The organism is Pacificibacter sp. AS14, from assembly GCF_038899935.1.
Classification (GTDB): Bacteria; Pseudomonadota; Alphaproteobacteria; order Rhodobacterales; family Rhodobacteraceae; genus Celeribacter.
Genome location: NZ_JBBMQI010000017.1, coordinates 26,201 through 41,873 on the forward strand (window position 1 = coordinate 26,201; position 15,673 = coordinate 41,873).

Annotated in this window: 16 protein-coding genes; 11 read left to right on the top strand and 5 right to left on the bottom strand. The window is 54.8% G+C overall.

Features of this window, described 5'->3' with window-relative positions:
- Entirely contained in the window at positions 1-945 is a 945-nt protein-coding gene (gene hemC / locus WNY38_RS14420; RefSeq protein ID WP_342858058.1) for a hydroxymethylbilane synthase, read from the top strand.
- Positions 946-970: 25 nt separating this feature from the next.
- Here hemC and hemN read toward each other — a convergent pair whose 3' ends face one another.
- On the bottom strand, positions 971-2,326 hold the full coding sequence (gene hemN / locus WNY38_RS14425) for an oxygen-independent coproporphyrinogen III oxidase (protein ID WP_342858059.1): 1,356 nt from the start codon (positions 2,324-2,326) through the stop codon (positions 971-973).
- A gap of 74 nt (positions 2,327-2,400) precedes the next feature.
- On the opposite strand from hemN, the gene WNY38_RS14430 reads away from it, so the two are divergent.
- Entirely contained in the window at positions 2,401-3,132 is a 732-nt protein-coding gene (locus tag WNY38_RS14430) for a Crp/Fnr family transcriptional regulator (protein WP_342858060.1), read from the top strand.
- Positions 3,133-3,148: 16 nt separating this feature from the next.
- Here WNY38_RS14430 and WNY38_RS14435 read toward each other — a convergent pair whose 3' ends face one another.
- A complete protein-coding gene (locus tag WNY38_RS14435; RefSeq protein ID WP_342858061.1) occupies positions 3,149-3,841 on the bottom strand; it encodes a methyl-accepting chemotaxis protein in 693 nt (230 codons plus the stop codon).
- Positions 3,842-3,994: 153 nt separating this feature from the next.
- A complete protein-coding gene (locus WNY38_RS14440; protein WP_342858062.1) occupies positions 3,995-4,834 on the bottom strand; it encodes a universal stress protein in 840 nt (279 codons plus the stop codon).
- A 260-nt stretch (positions 4,835-5,094) separates the two neighbouring features.
- Between WNY38_RS14440 and ccoN the strand changes: the two genes are divergently transcribed.
- From ccoN to ccoP, 4 genes are read left to right on the top strand one after another with little or no spacing between them, the layout of a single operon-like run.
- The gene (gene ccoN, locus WNY38_RS14445) at positions 5,095-6,690 is read left to right on the top strand and encodes a cytochrome-c oxidase, cbb3-type subunit I (protein ID WP_342858063.1); all 1,596 of its coding nucleotides are present in this window, start codon (positions 5,095-5,097) and stop codon (positions 6,688-6,690) included.
- Between the two features lie 13 nt (positions 6,691-6,703).
- Entirely contained in the window at positions 6,704-7,429 is a 726-nt protein-coding gene (gene ccoO / locus WNY38_RS14450) for a cytochrome-c oxidase, cbb3-type subunit II (RefSeq protein ID WP_342858064.1), read from the top strand.
- Between the two features lie 11 nt (positions 7,430-7,440).
- Entirely contained in the window at positions 7,441-7,623 is a 183-nt protein-coding gene (locus tag WNY38_RS14455) for a cbb3-type cytochrome c oxidase subunit 3 (RefSeq protein WP_215944637.1), read from the top strand.
- Positions 7,620-8,480: a cytochrome-c oxidase, cbb3-type subunit III gene (gene ccoP / locus WNY38_RS14460; RefSeq protein ID WP_342858065.1), complete on the top strand. Its 861-nt coding sequence runs from the start codon at positions 7,620-7,622 to the stop codon at positions 8,478-8,480. The genes WNY38_RS14455 and ccoP overlap by 4 nt, the downstream gene beginning before the upstream one ends.
- Before the next feature lie 96 nt (positions 8,481-8,576).
- Here the strand turns inward: ccoP and WNY38_RS14465 are convergent, their stop codons facing one another.
- Complete coding sequence (locus tag WNY38_RS14465; protein WP_342858066.1) at positions 8,577-9,422, bottom strand: aminoglycoside phosphotransferase family protein; 846 nt, start codon at positions 9,420-9,422, stop codon at positions 8,577-8,579.
- Positions 9,423-9,674: 252 nt separating this feature from the next.
- Here WNY38_RS14465 and yghX point away from each other — a divergent pair, with 252 nt between their 5' ends.
- The 5 genes from yghX (at position 9,675) to ccoS (ending at position 15,035) form a co-directional block, all read left to right on the top strand.
- Positions 9,675-10,586, top strand: a complete 912-nt coding sequence (gene yghX, locus WNY38_RS14470) for a YghX family hydrolase (RefSeq protein WP_342858067.1) — start codon at positions 9,675-9,677, stop codon at positions 10,584-10,586.
- A 208-nt stretch (positions 10,587-10,794) separates the two neighbouring features.
- Positions 10,795-12,225, top strand: a complete 1,431-nt coding sequence (gene ccoG, locus WNY38_RS14475; RefSeq protein WP_342858068.1) for a cytochrome c oxidase accessory protein CcoG — start codon at positions 10,795-10,797, stop codon at positions 12,223-12,225.
- 1 nt (position 12,226) lies between these two features.
- Complete coding sequence (locus WNY38_RS14480) at positions 12,227-12,685, top strand: FixH family protein (RefSeq protein WP_342858069.1); 459 nt, start codon at positions 12,227-12,229, stop codon at positions 12,683-12,685.
- A 14-nt stretch (positions 12,686-12,699) separates the two neighbouring features.
- Positions 12,700-14,877, top strand: coding sequence for a heavy metal translocating P-type ATPase (locus WNY38_RS14485; protein ID WP_342858070.1), 2,178 nt, complete (start codon positions 12,700-12,702; stop codon positions 14,875-14,877).
- On the top strand, positions 14,874-15,035 hold the full coding sequence (gene ccoS / locus WNY38_RS14490; protein ID WP_215944643.1) for a cbb3-type cytochrome oxidase assembly protein CcoS: 162 nt from the start codon (positions 14,874-14,876) through the stop codon (positions 15,033-15,035). The genes WNY38_RS14485 and ccoS overlap by 4 nt, the downstream gene beginning before the upstream one ends.
- A gap of 3 nt (positions 15,036-15,038) precedes the next feature.
- Here the strand turns inward: ccoS and WNY38_RS14495 are convergent, their stop codons facing one another.
- On the bottom strand, positions 15,039-15,662 hold the full coding sequence (locus tag WNY38_RS14495; protein WP_342858101.1) for an arylesterase: 624 nt from the start codon (positions 15,660-15,662) through the stop codon (positions 15,039-15,041).
- Positions 15,663-15,673 lie beyond the last annotated feature (11 nt).

Here is a 15,673-nt window from a genome sequence, read left to right on the forward strand (position 1 = left end):
ATGACAGTCATACTCCCAACCCCCGCTCGCACCTTTAAAATTGGCACCCGTGGCTCACCTTTAGCATTGGCACAAGCGCATGAGACGCGCCAACTGTTAATGACGGCTTTTGATCTGCCGATTGAGGCCTTTGAGATTGTAGTCATTATGACGCAAGGCGACCGTGTGCAAGATCGAGCTCTGAAAGAGATTGGCGGGAAAGGTTTGTTCACACGTGAGATTGAAGACCAACTTCTTGATGGCTCCATCGACATCGCGGTGCATTCCACAAAAGACATGCCCGTTGAACAGCCCGATGGTTTGATCCTTGATTGCTATTTGCCACGTGAAAATCCTTGCGATGCTTTTGTGCAGCTCAGCGGCGGCACGTTGAAAGATCTGCCCCAAGGCGCCACTGTCGGCACGTCGTCTTTGCGCCGCAAAGCGCAACTGCTGCACCATCGACCTGATTTGAACATCGTCGAATTTCGCGGCAATGTGCAAACCCGTTTGAAAAAGCTCAAAGACGGTGTGGCGGACGCAACGTTTTTGGCCATGGCGGGGCTGAACCGCTTGGATGCCACTGACGCTCCGCGCACAGAAATTTCCCCCGAAGAAATGCTGCCAGCTGTGGCCCAAGGGGCAATAGGCATTGAGCGGCGCTTGGATGATACGAATACCCAAACGCTTTTGGCGGCTTTGCATGATGTGCCCACGGGACAGCGCTTGGCCGCAGAGCGCGCGTTTTTGGCGGCTCTCGATGGATCTTGCGAAACACCGATTGCGGGCCTTGCCACATTGGACGGCGACACATTGCGCCTGCGTGGTGAAATCCTGCGCACCGATGGGTCTGAGGCGCTGAGCGATGAAATCTCTGGTCCGATTGCCCAAGGTGCGGCACTTGGCGAAGCGCTGGCAGCGCGGCTTTTGGCCCGCGCAGGCGATGGGTTCTTCGACTGGAAATAATGACGCGATTTGGTGTGTTGCAGGCTTACACAGCCGATGAGTGTTGAGCCTGCGCCATCGCGTAAGTGTCAAAATGGCGCGCGATCATGCGGGTCAATGGGCGTGCGTGTTCCCGAATTTTAATCGTGGCCTGTGATACCTTAAGCATCTTTGGAAACGCCGCATCGACCGAGGCTGCAAAGGCGTCGAAGTCGAATTGGTTCAGGCCAAACCGCGCCGCCAAATCGCGGTAGTCCACCCGAAAATCGCACATCAAGGCTTCGATGATGCGCCCTCGCAGATGGTCTTCCGCTGTGAACGCATGGCCTTTGCTGATGGGCAATTCGCCCGCGCGGACCCGCTTTTGATAATCAGATGTCGCAGGCGCGTTTTGCGCATAGCCATCGGCATATTTAGCGATTGAGGATGCGCCAACGCCGATCATGGTCTGACATTTATCGTCTGTGTAGCCTTGGAAATTGCGACGTAACTTTCCGGATCGCGCTGCGATTTCCAGCCCATCACCATGGCGGGCAAAGTGATCGATGCCGATATCTGCGTAACCATCCATTGCAAATAAATCGCGGGCCACGTTGAACAGTTCCAACCGTTCTTGCGGTGTTGGCAGCGCGTCTGTGGGAATCATCGACTGGCGACGCGCAACCCATGGCACATGGGCGTAACCAAACAAGGCGACACGATCCGGCGACAGCGACAAAAGCTTGTTCACGCTGTCAGCAATACGTTCGCGGGTCTGTCCCGGCAGCCCGTATAAAATATCAGCATTAAGCGATTTGATCCCACGGGCGCGCAGGCCATCCACGGCGGCCTTTGTGACCTCGTATGTTTGCAAACGGCCGATGGTGTTTTGGATCTCGGGATCGAAATCTTGCACGCCAATAGAAGCACGGTTCATGCCCGCTTGCGCCAAAGCGTCAAGGCGGTCGTCGTCTATTTCGTTGGGATCAATTTCGACGGAAAACTCGTAATTTGGCGCAAAAGGGGCCACATCTTTGATTGCTGCGGTCAAATCGGCGATCATACCGGCATCCAACAAGGTCGGCGTGCCGCCCCCCCAATGCAGATGGCCGATCTGAATGCCCTCGGGCAGGCGGTTTTTGACCAGTTTCAACTCAAGTTTGAGCGTCTCGATATAAGCTGCAACAGGACTTAGAGTGCTGGTGCCTTGGGTGCGGCAAGCGCAGAACCAACATAACCGCCGACAAAACGGCACATGGACATACAGCGATATGGGCACGCTTGGGTCGAGATGCGTCATCCAACTGCTCACTTGTGTCGCAGTTAGATCCGTTGAAAAATGCGGCGCAGTTGGATAGCTCGTGTAACGCGGTACACGAGCATCGAATAGGCCCAGATTGCGGAGTTGTGTGTGGATCGTCATGAGAGTATGATTTACGGGGCACAAGCTGATTGCGCTTTGACCCAGATCAAAATGTATGAGTGAGCAGAACAGTTATGACATTTGACCCAAAAGACTGCGGTACATGCCCTATTCGTCACCGCGCCGTTTGTGCGCGATGTGAGGCGGATGAATTGGACGCGCTGGACGGGATCAAATTTTACCGGTCCTTTGAAGCGGGCCAGTCGGTGATTTGGTCCGGCGATAACATGGATTTTGTCGCCTCTGTGGTCACAGGCGTGGCCTCGCTCAGTCAAGCGATGGAAGACGGGCGCACGCAAATGGTGGGTCTGTTGTTGCCCTCTGATTTCTTGGGCCGTCCTGGGCGCGAATTCGCGGCCTATGATGTCGTGGCTGTCAGCAATTTGACCCTGTGTTGTTTTCGCCGCAAGCCCTTTGAACAGATCATGCTACAAACGCCGCATATCGGGCAACGTCTTCTTGAAATGACGCTGGACGAATTGGATGCCGCGCGCGAATGGATGTTGATTTTGGGACGTAAAACGGCGCGGGAAAAAATTGCCTCTTTGCTGACAATTTTAGCGCGGCGCGAAGCCTCGCTTGCCTTGCAAACGGCTGAAAACGGCACGTCGTTTGAATTGCCTTTGACCCGCGAATCTATGGCAGATTATTTGGGTCTGACCTTGGAAACCGTGTCGCGGCAAATGTCAGCGTTCAAACGCGAGGGCATTGTGTTGCTTGAGGGCAAGCGTAAGGTGACCATTCCTGATTTTGATGCGCTGATGGCCGAAACGGGTGATGATGCCGACGGCGGTATGGTGGCTTAAACGCCTGTATCACCGGTCAAACATGTGCGGATTGAAACGTAGAAAGATCCGCGTCCAGTTTCTTGGCCTGATCGATACCTTGCAGACTTAGGTTGCGCATTTCGCGGGCGATTTCACCGAAAGAGGCACCGAAATCCCCTGCGCGCTGCGCCTCGATCGAGGCATTCATAGCAACAATTTGCAGTGTTTTTGAAATACGATTGATTTCGGACACCGACCGCGTGGTCGCCAAAATCAACGGTTTTTGCGCTTCGCGAGTGTCACCGATTTGCTGATCCAAAAGCGCGCGAATGTCTGCATTGATGTCGTTAAGCGCTTTGAGTAAATCCCCAGATACGAAAATACCAAGACTTGTCGCTGCATTGGTGGTCGGGCTTGCGATCAAAGCCTCTGCCGAGGTAATGAATTTTCGCAACTGATCGATATGCACCAGTTTGAGCGGCGCGTGCCTGCGCATAAGATCTGCTGTTGCGGGCGATAAGGCATCACCATCAGACGGCTTGGTCAACAAGGTGGTGATGGATTTGAATTCGTTCAATGCGTCACGCCCTTGATCACAAAATGCGGCATTGGAGTCATTTTCGCACACACCATTCGCGCAGTGTAGCAACGCACACATGACCACTTGATGCGATAGCATCCGCAGTTTGCCAGACAGGTTGATAAGATGGCCGAGGTCTTGTTCAATTTGATCAATGCTATGGGGCATTGTGTTTCATCCGATTGGTGAAAATATAACGTGCTTGACTGTGAAAGGCAGGAGCTTAACAAAACGTCACCGCGCCACAAAACAACGGTGATCTGTGGCGCGGGTCGGGAGTTTTGCCCAGAATTTGGACATAAAGATGTGCGATAAGGCGCTTTAATGCATCATGAGAACGGGCAGTTCCGCCAATTCAAGCATGTTGCGCGTGGCACCGCCCATGATGGATTGGCGGAACCGAGAGTGACCGTAAGCGCCCATAACCAGCAATTCGGCATCTTGATCGCGCAGGTGCCGAGACAGAACATCTGAAACACGCGGCATGGTTTTGGCCAGCACAGAGACTTCGGCTTGAACGCCGTGACGGCTAAGCATCTGGCACAGCGCCCCGCCTGGGTCTGAACGATCAGGGCCGTGTTGAGGCGGATCGATGACGGCGATGTTCACGCTGTCTGCGTCGGTCAGAATCGGCAACGAGGACCGTACTGCAGCGAGGGCTTCGTTGCTTTCATTCCAAGCCACCACGACACGCCCGATATGGTCGGGCAGGGTGGCGTTGTCGGGCATGACCAGAACGGGCACGCGGCATGAAAATAGTGCGGCTTCCAAAATTTCTTCGTGCTCGTGACCGCGACCAGTGCCGTAAGGGCGGGGCAGCACGACAAGATCACAGAACCGCAAAATGCTTGACAGCTGCGGCGTAAGACCGGCCATTTGCGCCGTCATAGGTCGCACCGCCCAAGAGATGTCTTCAGCGCGCAAGTGCTGTTGAATGACGCCCTCAAGGCGCTCGCTTTCAGTCAACGCAAATTGCAAGTTGTCTTGCAAAATCATAGCGTTGGTGCCCGTGTAATAGAACCCGGGCTGCGTACGATCCAGCCCAAGGCAAATGACGTCGAGATGGGCGCCGGTGCGGCGCGCCAAAGCAACAGCGGCGCCCAAGGCATGCATGTCGGCGGTGTCATCGCAGACGATGGTGGTGATGGTTTTGAAGGACATGTCGAGACTCCTTTTTGAGGTCTATCTGTCCCCACTGTGCGCCTGAGCGCTGCTTTGGGCCTTGATTGAGATCAATGTGAGTTTTTGTGTAGGTTTGCGCGCTACAAAAGTCACAATTGCCGCGCAAATTGCCGATCCTTTGACTCAGATCAATGTTTACCTAAGGGATGTCGTCCAAACCCTGCCTATCATGACCCGTAGTCTCATCTGCGGGTCCATTATGGCCTCGAAGAAGGTCATTTGATCGAAGGGACGCGAAAATGTGGAGCTATATTAAGCTGGCAGTACTGGGGGTCGTGTTGATCCTTGCCGGTCTTGCCGCAAACTACGGGCGCGATTTGGGTTACCAAATTCATGCGTTGATCTTCATGGCGGCCACCGCCGTGACATTTATTTACACGCTGCGCCAAGCTGGCGAAATCGTTGAAAAGCCCAAAGGGTATCTGGACGGCCCAATCCGTTTCGGTGTGGTCGCGACAGCCGGTTGGGGTGTTGTTGGGTTTCTTGTTGGGACGTTCATCGCGTTTCAATTGGCTTTCCCACAACTGAACTTTGATTTCCTGCAAGGCTACGGCAACTTTGGGCGTTTGCGTCCATTACACACCTCTGCGGTGATTTTCGCATTTGGCGGCAACGCCTTGATCGCGTCGTCTTTCTATGTTGTCCAACGCACCTCTGCTGTCCGTCTTTGGGGCGGCAATTTGGCGTGGTTCGTGTTTTGGGGCTACAACCTGTTCATCGTTTTGGCCGCAACAGGCTATTTGCTTGGGGTCACCCAATCCAAAGAATACGCAGAGCCTGAATGGTACATCGACATTTGGTTGACCGTCGTTTGGGTGGCTTACTTGCTGGTGTTCCTTGGCACGCTGATGAAGCGCAAAGAAAAGCACATCTATGTGGCGAACTGGTTCTACCTGTCGTTCATTGTGACCATCGCGATGCTGCATATCGTCAACAACTTGGCTGTGCCTGTGTCCTTCTTTGGCTCTAAATCTGTGCAGCTGTTTTCAGGCGTGCAAGACGCGATGACCCAGTGGTGGTACGGCCACAATGCTGTGGGCTTCTTCTTAACCGCGGGCTTCCTTGGGATGATGTACTACTTCGTGCCAAAACAAGCCGAGCGTCCTGTGTTTTCGTACAAATTGTCCATCATCCACTTTTGGGCTTTGATCTTTTTGTACATCTGGGCGGGTCCACACCACTTGCATTACACAGCTTTGCCGGATTGGGCGTCGACCCTTGGCATGGTGTTCTCAATCGTGTTGTGGATGCCGTCTTGGGGCGGGATGATCAACGGTTTGATGACGCTGTCTGGCGCATGGGACAAATTGCGCACGGATCCTGTTATTCGCATGATGGTGATCTCTATCGGCTTTTACGGCATGTCCACATTCGAGGGTCCGATGATGTCGATCCGCGCTGTGAACTCGCTATCACATTACACCGACTGGACCATCGGCCACGTGCACTCTGGCGCTTTGGGTTGGAACGGTATGATCACATTTGGTGTGCTCTACTTCCTCGTTCCAAAACTGTGGCACAAAGAACGTCTGTATTCTTTGGGTCTGGTGTCTTGGCACTTCTGGTTGGCCACAATCGGCATCGTTCTCTACGCGGCGTCCATGTGGGTCACGGGTATTATGGAAGGTCTGATGTGGCGTGAAGTCGACAGCCAAGGCTTCTTGGTCAACGCATTCGCCGACACAGTGGCCGCCAAACATCCGATGTATGTCGTGCGTGCTTTGGGCGGGGTTCTCTACCTCACTGGGTCGCTCATCATGGTCTATAACCTCTGGATGACTGTGCGTCGTGCGCCTGCAATTGCAGACGCTGCGGCCATGGCTCCGGCAGAATAGGGGGCGCTCAGATATGGGACTTCTAGACAAACACAAGTTCATCGAGACCAACGCGACCATTCTTCTGGTCGGGTCGCTCTTGGTGGTGTCCATCGGCGGGATCGTCGAAATCGCGCCTTTGTTCTATCTTGAGAACACCATCGAAGACGTGGACGGCATGCGGCCCTACTCGCCTTTGGAACTCACCGGTCGTGATGTTTATGTGCGTGAAGGCTGCTACGTCTGTCACTCGCAAATGATCCGTCCAATGCGTGACGAAGTAGAGCGCTATGGCCACTATTCTTTGGCGGCTGAATCGCAATACGATCACCCGTTCCAATGGGGCTCTAAACGCACCGGTCCAGATTTGGCCCGTGTGGGTGGGCGGTATTCAGATGAATGGCACGTGGATCACTTGACCGATCCGCAATCTGTTGTGCCTGAATCCGTGATGCCAAAATACGGTTTCTTGGCGGATGCGATGATCGAACCTGAGTACATCGATGATCTGCTCAAGGCGCATAAAATTGTTGGCGTGCCTTACACCGACGAGATGATTGAAGCTGCGAGTGACGACTTCATGGCGCAGGCTGATCCTGACTCTGATTATGATGCTTTGCTGGAACGCTATCCAAACGCGCAGGTGCGCAACTTTGATAACGAGCCGGGCATTTCAGAAATGGATGCTGTGATCGCTTACATGCAAATGCTGGGGACTTTGGTTGATTTCTCGACCTTTACCCCCGACGCATCACGATAGGAGAGAATGACATGAACTATCATATCTTTCGCGAACTCGCAGACTCTTGGGTGCTTTTGGCCATGTTTGTGTTCTTTGTCAGCGCTGTTGTTTGGTCGTTCAGACCGGGCAGTCGCAAGCGCCACGCAGAGATCGCGAACATTCCGTTTCGCCATGAAGACGCCCCCCTTGATACTGAGGAGTCTCAGTCATGAGTAAGAAACAAGACAAGACCGAGGTCGAGACCACAGGCCACTCTTGGGATGGGATTGAAGAGTATAACAACCCCCTTCCACGTTGGTGGCTCTGGACGTTTTATCTGTGTATCTTTTGGGCGATTTGTTACTCTATCGCCTATCCCGCTTGGCCTTTGGTCAAAGGGGCGACAACAGGCCTGCTTGGGTTCTCGACCCGTGCAGAAGTGGCCAAAGATATCCAAACCTTTGACGACATGAACGCCGCAATCACTGCCGAATTGGCTGCTGCAGACGTGGCTGACGTTCTGCCAAACACGCCTCTTGGGGATTACGCCACCAATATGGGCGCCGCCGTGTTTCGTGCCAATTGTTCGCAATGTCACGGCTCTGGCGCTGCTGGCAACGTGGGCTACCCGAACCTTTTGGACAACGATTGGCTTTGGGGCGGCTCTGTGGATGAAATCGCTTTCACCATCCAACACGGTATCCGCAACGAGACCGATGATGCACGCTATTCTGAAATGCCACGCTTTGGTGTTGATGAAATTCTGGAGCCGACACAGATTAATCAGGTTGTAGAATTCGTGCTGCAACTGTCTGGGTCTGAATTCGACGCTGCACTGGCCACAGAGGGCGCTGTCGTGTTCGAGGAAAACTGTACAGCTTGTCACGCAGACGACGGCACCGGCGATCGCGATGTCGGCGCGCCAAATCTGGCCGATGCGATCTGGCTTTATGGCGGTGACCGCGAGACCATCCATGCGTCCGTGTCCGAGGCCCGTTTTGGTGTGATGCCTGCTTGGGGTCAGCGTCTAACCCAAGCCGAGGTTAACGCCGCAGCGGTCTATGTGCACACACGCGGCGGCGGCGAATAGCACCGCAGACGTTTAAGAAACTGACAAAGCTGGCCGCGATTGTGGCCAGCTTTTTTTGTTGGTGGAGAAAGGGCGTTTTGAGTCCTAAATGTCGATTTAATATTCTTCTGAAACAGCCAAAAAGATCTCTAGAAGACTAAATTCGGGATCGAGCTCAAGCACACCACGGCCTCGCCAAACCATTGAAAGCGCGCATTTGACCGCAGCCCATTGTATGAGGCGAAGCGGTTCAACGTCGAAGTGCTTGCTCCAAAGATCGCACAGATATCGAACCCTGTTTACATCATGCACCAAATCAAAAGCGCCCTTTGGGTTGCGAAAAGCATTCGCCAATTCATACGTGCGTTCGCCCAACACGCCCTTTGCATCAAACGCACAATAGCCCCTGTCACCGAGGCGAATGTTGTCGTGGTGCAAATCCCCATGAAGCGGGCGAATATCATGCGGTTGCTCAATCAGCTGGCGTGCCAAAACTTGACATCGCAAAATATTTTGACGAGAGGATGGTGGACAAGCCTGAGCAAAACCAACCGTAAAAAGTGCCTCAAGCCAGTCTTCTAGTTTTGCGTACTCATCCTTTGGGGGCAAAGGAAAACTGTGAATTCGGTTGGCGACCGCGACAAGTTCTTTCGCGGCTTTTTCGTCCTCGCCGCGCCGGGTCAGATCACCCAAAGAATGCCCGTCAAGCCACTCTATAAGCGCAGAGTTTGAAGTCCTCCGATAGACGTTTGCAACTGCGGACCCGTTCAAAGCCTCAAGAAAAAAGAAACCAGCAGCCTCGTTGCCCATACTCGCTTTCTTGTAAATTTTAAGGGCCGCGTTTTGACCATCCACGCGGGCTACTTTCCACACCCTCGCAATTGCCGTTTCCTCGACAAAACTCAGTGGCGAGACATCGTATTCGATCAGCATGTCTTCAGGGGGCGATGGATGTGTGCTCATTCCCTTTTCATACACTTGCGATGTTTCAAAAGGAAGCGCCGTGGAACGCAGATACCGGCTATGTCTACTGAGCTAATTTAAAACTGAAAATCACATCGATGAGACACATTTCTGTCGTAAAAGTTTGATCTTCGCCTAAACTTAGACGTCTTATGCGCGATGACATCGGCGAAAGTCCCCCTCAAACGAATATTTGATTAGCCTTTTGAACATGTCACGCTAGCCTTTGGTCATCAACATGGAGGACTACCAATGAATAAACCCACTCAAGGCCGTCTTACGGCGGCGGATTTCGATCAAGATTTACTCGACCTTTACGATTATTACGCACATGGCAAAATCAGCAAACGCGAGTTTTTGGACCGCGCTGGCAAATGGGCCGTGGGCGGCCTGACAGCGGCGGCCATTCTTGGCACCCTGTCGCCAAACTATGCATTGGCGCAACAAGTCGCAGAAGATGACGACGATATCATCGGCGAAGACATCACCTACCCAAGCCCCGATGGCACTGGCGATATCACCGCGTATATCGTGCGCCCTGCCAATATCGACCCTGCGCACCCGCCAGCAGCCGTGCTTGTGGTGCATGAAAACCGTGGCCTGAACCCCTATATCCGCGACGTTGTGCGTCGTTTGGCCAAGGCGGGTTTCATCGCGATGGGCCCTGATGGTCTGTCATCGCTTGGCGGATACCCTGGCACCGATGATGAGGGCCGCGATATGCAGCGCACCCTTGATCAAGATGCTTTGCTCAACGATTTCTTTGCAGGGTTCGAATACCTGCAAGCGCTGGAAGGCACCAACGGCAAAATCGGCGCGACGGGGTTTTGTTACGGCGGTGGCGTGGTCAATAAATTGGCTGTGGCTTACCCTGAAATGGCCGCAGGCGTGCCGTTCTATGGCGCCCCTCCAACAGCTGAGCAAGTCGCCGCCATCCAAGCGCCACTTCGTATCCAGCTCGCAGCCCTTGACCAGCGCATCAATGCGATGTGGCCTGCCTACCAAGAGGCTTTGGAAAAGAATGACAAACGCTACGTGGCCGATATTTACCCCGGTGTGAACCACGGTTTCCACAACGACACCACGCCACGCTATGATGCGGAAATGGCCAAACTGGCCGAAACCCGCATGATCGCGTGGTTCCGTACGTACCTCGCAGGGTAATGTCGGTTTGATATTTTGATATAATGTGCGCCCGCCCTCGTTGCGGGCGCATGATTTGCGAACATTCTTACAAATTCATAAAGACCGGCGGTGCGACAAAAGCCGCATCCCAGATACATCTTTCCCATCGAGTTGATCCACATCAAAGCCCCGACCGCGCCGCACGCCCATTAAGGTGCAAACGCGAACAGTCGAAAAGGCCGCTCTCATGAGCTCATCAGACAGCACACCCAAGCTATACAAAGCCCGCGAACCCATTTTCCCGCGCCGTGTCTCTGGCGCGTTTCGCAATCTCAAGTGGATCATCATGATCTTGACCTTGGGCGTGTACTATATTTCGCCGTGGCTGCGGTTTGACCGTGGGCCGAAACTGCCCGATCAGGCAATTTTGGTGGATATGGCCAATCGGCGATTTTTCTTTTTCTGGATCGAAATTTGGCCGCATGAGTTTTACTTTATCGCCGGTCTGTTGATCATGGCGGGGCTGGGGCTGTTTTTGTTCACCTCGGCGGCGGGGCGTGTGTGGTGTGGCTATGCTTGCCCGCAAACGGTTTGGACCGATCTGTATATTTTGGTGGAACGCTGGATCGAGGGGGATCGCAACGCGCGCTTGCGTCTGCACCGTCAGAAAAAGCTCGATTTTCGCAAGGTCCGCCTGCGCGTGACCAAATGGATTGTGTGGCTACTGATCGGTTTGGCGACCGGCGGCGCTTGGGTGTTTTACTTTACAGATGCGCCCACTTTGTTGGTCGATCTGTTGACAGGCAACGCCCATCCGGTGGCTTACGGCACCATGGCCGTTTTGACCGCGACGACGTTTGTCTTTGGCGGTTTTGCCCGCGAACAGATCTGTATCTATGCCTGCCCATGGCCGCGGATCCAAGCGGCGATGATGGACGAAGACACGCTGGTGGTCGGCTATCGTCATTGGCGCGGCGAGCCGCGTGAAAAACATCGCAAGGGCATCGACACCTCTGGCTTGGGCGATTGCATCGATTGTATGGCCTGCGTCAATGTTTGCCCTGTTGGCATCGATATTCGTGACGGGCAGCAGCTGGAATGTATCACTTGCGCCTTATGCATTGATGCGTGCGACGAGGTGATGGACAAAATCGGCAAACCGCGTGGGTTGATCGATTACATGGCCTTGACCGACGAGCCGCTTGAAATAGCTGGCAACGCGCCGAAGCCCATTTGGAAACACATCCTGCGCCCGCGCACGATCATGTACACAGGCATCTGGTCGCTTGTGGGGTTCGGTTTGTTGTTCGCGCTGTTCATTCAACCCGACATCGATATGACCGTCGCCCCTGTGCGCAATCCGACCTATGTGATGTTGTCTGACGGCTCTATCCGCAACATCTATGATGTGCGTCTGCGCAACAAACATGGCGAAGATCGGCCGTTCCAAATTTCGACCACGGGCTCTGACGATTTGCTGGTGGACATCGAAGGGGGCGAAGACCAAACTGTGCTCGTGCCCGCAGATGGCACCAAGTTGCAGCGCGTCTATGTGATCGCCCCTGCGCACTCAGGTCCAGCGACATCAGACAGAACGCCGTTCACCATGTGGGTGACAGATACGATCAATCAGGACCGCGCCTCAACCGAGACCGTGTTCAACGGAAAGGGCAATTAATATGGTACGCGAAATCACTGGCAAACATGTTTTGATCGGCACTGTTTCGGCCTTTTCAGTCATCATCGGGGTGAACTTGTTTATGGCCTATAGCGCGGTTCGCACTTTTCCCGGGCTTGAGGTGAAAAACTCTTATGTCGCCTCGCAAACCTTCAACGCTGACAAAGCCTCGCAGGAAGCCTTGGGTTGGACGATTGATGCCACGGATAAAGACGAAAAGCTTTACGTGACCATCACCGGCGCAGACGGCTTGCCCGTCGAAGTGGCATCGATCACCGGTACCTTGGGGCGCGCGACGAACACCAGCCAAGACCAAGCGCCCCAGTTTACCTTTGATGGCACGTCTTATGTGGCCGACACAGGCGCTTTGGCCGCAGGCAATTGGAATTACCGCATGGTGGCCACGGCCTTAGATGGCACGCCGTTCAAGCAGCGCGTCGTCATCCATGTGAAACGCTGACCAAGGCGCGCGTCATGTCCCAAGCTCAGATCTCTGCCTGTCCTGCCTGTCTTGCGGCCCCCGCTGCCGAAGACATGGCCCATGGGCGAGATGTTCAAGGCGCCCAGATCACCTTGTCGCTGCCAGCCATTCATTGCGCGGCCTGTATTTCGGGCGTTGAACGCGCGCTCATGCGCCAAACGGGCGTGCGGGCGGCACGGGTCAATTTGACCCTAAAGCGGGCCCAAGTTGAAGCCGATGACACGACATCCGCTCAAGATCTGGCCGATGCGCTCACAGCCATCGGGTTTGAAGCTTACGAGCTTGACGCGGGCACAATAGCTGCCACGCAAACCGACCGCGCAGGTCGCGCTATTTTGACGCGCATCGCCGTGTCTGGCTTTGCCATGATGAATGTCATGTTGTTATCCGTGGCGGTCTGGTCGGGGGCCTCTGATGCCACCCGCGATATGTTCCACTGGATTTCGGCGGCTATTGCTGTGCCCGCCATCGCCTTTGCAGCCCAGCCGTTTTTTGCATCTGCTTGGACAGCCCTGCGCGCCAAGCGTCTGAATATGGATGTGCCGATATCGTTGGCCATTCTTTTGGCCGCGGGCATGTCGATCTACGAGACCTCGTTGTCGGGCTCGCATGTCTATTTCGATGCCGCTTTGTCTTTGACGTTTTTTTTATTGTCAGGGCGTTACCTAGATTACCGCACGCGGTCGATTGCGCGCTCTGCTGCCGAAGAACTCGCGGCCTTAGAAGTGCCCCGTGCCACGCTGGACGATGGGACAGTTGTGGCCATCGGCGATCTGACCACAGATCACATCGTGCGGGTTGTCCCCGGTGCGCGGGTGCCGGTGGACGGGATCATCACAGAGGGCGCTTCTGAATTGGATCGCTCTTTGCTGACAGGGGAAACCCTGCCTGTGGGGGCCACGATGGGAACGCTTGTAAGTGCGGGCGAGGTGAATTTGACAGGGCCATTGCTGGTGCAGGTCACTGCTGCGGGCGCGGACAGTTCCTTGCACCGTTTGGCCGATTTGGTCGCTATGGCGGAAACTTCGCGCAATCGCTATACGTCCTTGGCCGACCGCGCCGCGCGTATTTATGCGCCTTTGGTGCATTTGCTCGCTCTGTTTGCGTTCACAGGTTGGGTCGTGGCCACGGGCGATGTGCGTCATGCGCTTAATGTTGCCGTGGCTGTGTTGATCATCACTTGCCCTTGCGCGCTTGGGCTGGCCGTGCCTGCTGTGACCACCGCTGCCTCTGGTCGATTGTTTCGCGCTGGCATGTTGATCAAATCCGCCACAGCGCTGGAACGTCTGGCCGAGGTCGATACGGTTGTTTTTGATAAAACCGGCACGCTCACTGAGGGCCGTCCGCAGCCGTCAAATTGGGATGCGATTGCGCCAGAGGCGCGCGCTATCGCAATGGCCCTGGCCGCAGGATCGGCGCATCCATTGTCGGCGTCTTTATATGACGCGGCGCGGGCATCGGGCACGGTCGCTGCAAATGTATCGGATGTGATCGAAGTTCCGGGGCAGGGCATTGAGGCCCAGTGGAACGGCCAGCGCATTCGCCTTGGCCGCGCGGCTTGGCTGGGCGCTGGCGTCTTGGGGCAAACCGCCACCTATTTGCAAATCGGTGATCAGCCAGCCGTGGCTTTCACCTTTGTGGATCATCTGCGGGACGGGGCCGAGATTGCCGTCGCAGCCCTTAAAGCCCAAGGTAAAGATGTTATTTTACTTTCCGGCGATGTGCCCGCAGCCGTGGCTGACATTGCCGCGCGCGTTGGCATTGACGCGTGGGAGGCAAACTGCCTGCCCCTTGGCAAAGCCTTGCGGGTCAAAGACCTGTCTCAGGCAGGCCGCAAAGTCTTGATGATCGGCGATGGGTTGAATGACACCGCCGCTTTGGCCGCCGCTCATGTGTCAATTTCGCCAGCCTCCGCACTCGAGGCCACCCGCGTTGTCTCGGACATTGTTTTGCTGGGCAACTCATTAGCGCCCATCGGGGACGCCACCACGCTGGCCGTGTCGGCCACGCGCCGCATCAAAGAAAACTTTGCCATAGCTGCCGCCTATAACATGATCGCCATTCCGATTGCCTTGGCGGGTTTTGCCACGCCTTTGGCCGCCGCCTTGGCCATGTCGACCTCATCCATTACAGTCTCGCTCAATGCGCTGCGATTGAGAGGCTTTAAATGAACGTTCTTGTGTTTTTGATCCCGATTTCATTGCTGCTGGGCGGCATCGGTTTGGTGGCATTCTTTTGGTCGATCAAATCGCGCCAATTCGACGATCCCCAAGGGGACGCCGCGCGTATTTTGACCACAGATTATGACGATCACCCGCGCGAGGATTAAACCTTACTGCGCGCCCTGATCGCGTACCTCTTGCGCCAGTTCCGCAACTTTCGGGCCTATGCTGTCCACGATGATGCCGACGCCCACAGCATTTGGGTGAATGCCATCGTTCTGAAAATAAGTCCCCAGCACGTCCGTCATCGTGCCCAATTCGGTCAAAGGGCGCAAAAAGCTGTCCACATAAAGCGTGTCATATTTTGCCGCCAAATCAGGATAGATCTCAGAAAATTCAACCTTGTAATCAGGCCCATAGTTGTCCGGCACATCGATACCCACCAGCAAAACAGGAATGCCTTTGTCGGCGGCCACAGATAAAATCCCATCCAGATTGCCTCGCGCCACCGCAGGGTCCGTGCCGCGCAGCACATCATTGCCCCCAAGCGTGACGATCATCGCGTCAACATCGGGCGTCAGCGTCCAATCCACCCGAGCCAGCCCGCCGGCGGTGGTGTCGCCGGACACGCCTGCGTTCAAGATGATCACGTCTTGGTTAGAGCCGTCCAACCAGTCTTGTAATTGCACCGTAAACCCGTCTTCTTGCACCAAACCGTAGCCTTGCGTCAGGCTGTCACCAAGCGCTGCTATTGTCACGGTATCGTCGGCCTGCGCAGACACGCTGACCAGCATTAGGGAAACTG

What these genes read in the sequence shown, in the direction of transcription:
- hemC (WP_342858058.1), top strand. Translation starts at nt 1, where the DNA reads ATGACAGTCATACTCCCAACCCCCGCTCGCACCTTTAAAATTGGCACC.
- hemN (WP_342858059.1), bottom strand. Translation starts at nt 2,326, where the DNA reads ATGACGATCCACACACAACTCCGCAATCTGGGCCTATTCGATGCTCGT.
- WNY38_RS14430 (WP_342858060.1), top strand. Translation starts at nt 2,401, where the DNA reads ATGACATTTGACCCAAAAGACTGCGGTACATGCCCTATTCGTCACCGC.
- WNY38_RS14435 (WP_342858061.1), bottom strand. Translation starts at nt 3,841, where the DNA reads ATGCCCCATAGCATTGATCAAATTGAACAAGACCTCGGCCATCTTATC.
- WNY38_RS14440 (WP_342858062.1), bottom strand. Translation starts at nt 4,834, where the DNA reads ATGTCCTTCAAAACCATCACCACCATCGTCTGCGATGACACCGCCGAC.
- ccoN (WP_342858063.1), top strand. Translation starts at nt 5,095, where the DNA reads ATGTGGAGCTATATTAAGCTGGCAGTACTGGGGGTCGTGTTGATCCTT.
- ccoO (WP_342858064.1), top strand. Translation starts at nt 6,704, where the DNA reads ATGGGACTTCTAGACAAACACAAGTTCATCGAGACCAACGCGACCATT.
- WNY38_RS14455 (WP_215944637.1), top strand. Translation starts at nt 7,441, where the DNA reads ATGAACTATCATATCTTTCGCGAACTCGCAGACTCTTGGGTGCTTTTG.
- ccoP (WP_342858065.1), top strand. Translation starts at nt 7,620, where the DNA reads ATGAGTAAGAAACAAGACAAGACCGAGGTCGAGACCACAGGCCACTCT.
- WNY38_RS14465 (WP_342858066.1), bottom strand. Translation starts at nt 9,422, where the DNA reads ATGAGCACACATCCATCGCCCCCTGAAGACATGCTGATCGAATACGAT.
- yghX (WP_342858067.1), top strand. Translation starts at nt 9,675, where the DNA reads ATGAATAAACCCACTCAAGGCCGTCTTACGGCGGCGGATTTCGATCAA.
- ccoG (WP_342858068.1), top strand. Translation starts at nt 10,795, where the DNA reads ATGAGCTCATCAGACAGCACACCCAAGCTATACAAAGCCCGCGAACCC.
- WNY38_RS14480 (WP_342858069.1), top strand. Translation starts at nt 12,227, where the DNA reads ATGGTACGCGAAATCACTGGCAAACATGTTTTGATCGGCACTGTTTCG.
- WNY38_RS14485 (WP_342858070.1), top strand. Translation starts at nt 12,700, where the DNA reads ATGTCCCAAGCTCAGATCTCTGCCTGTCCTGCCTGTCTTGCGGCCCCC.
- ccoS (WP_215944643.1), top strand. Translation starts at nt 14,874, where the DNA reads ATGAACGTTCTTGTGTTTTTGATCCCGATTTCATTGCTGCTGGGCGGC.
- WNY38_RS14495 (WP_342858101.1), bottom strand. Translation starts at nt 15,662, where the DNA reads ATGCTGGTCAGCGTGTCTGCGCAGGCCGACGATACCGTGACAATAGCA.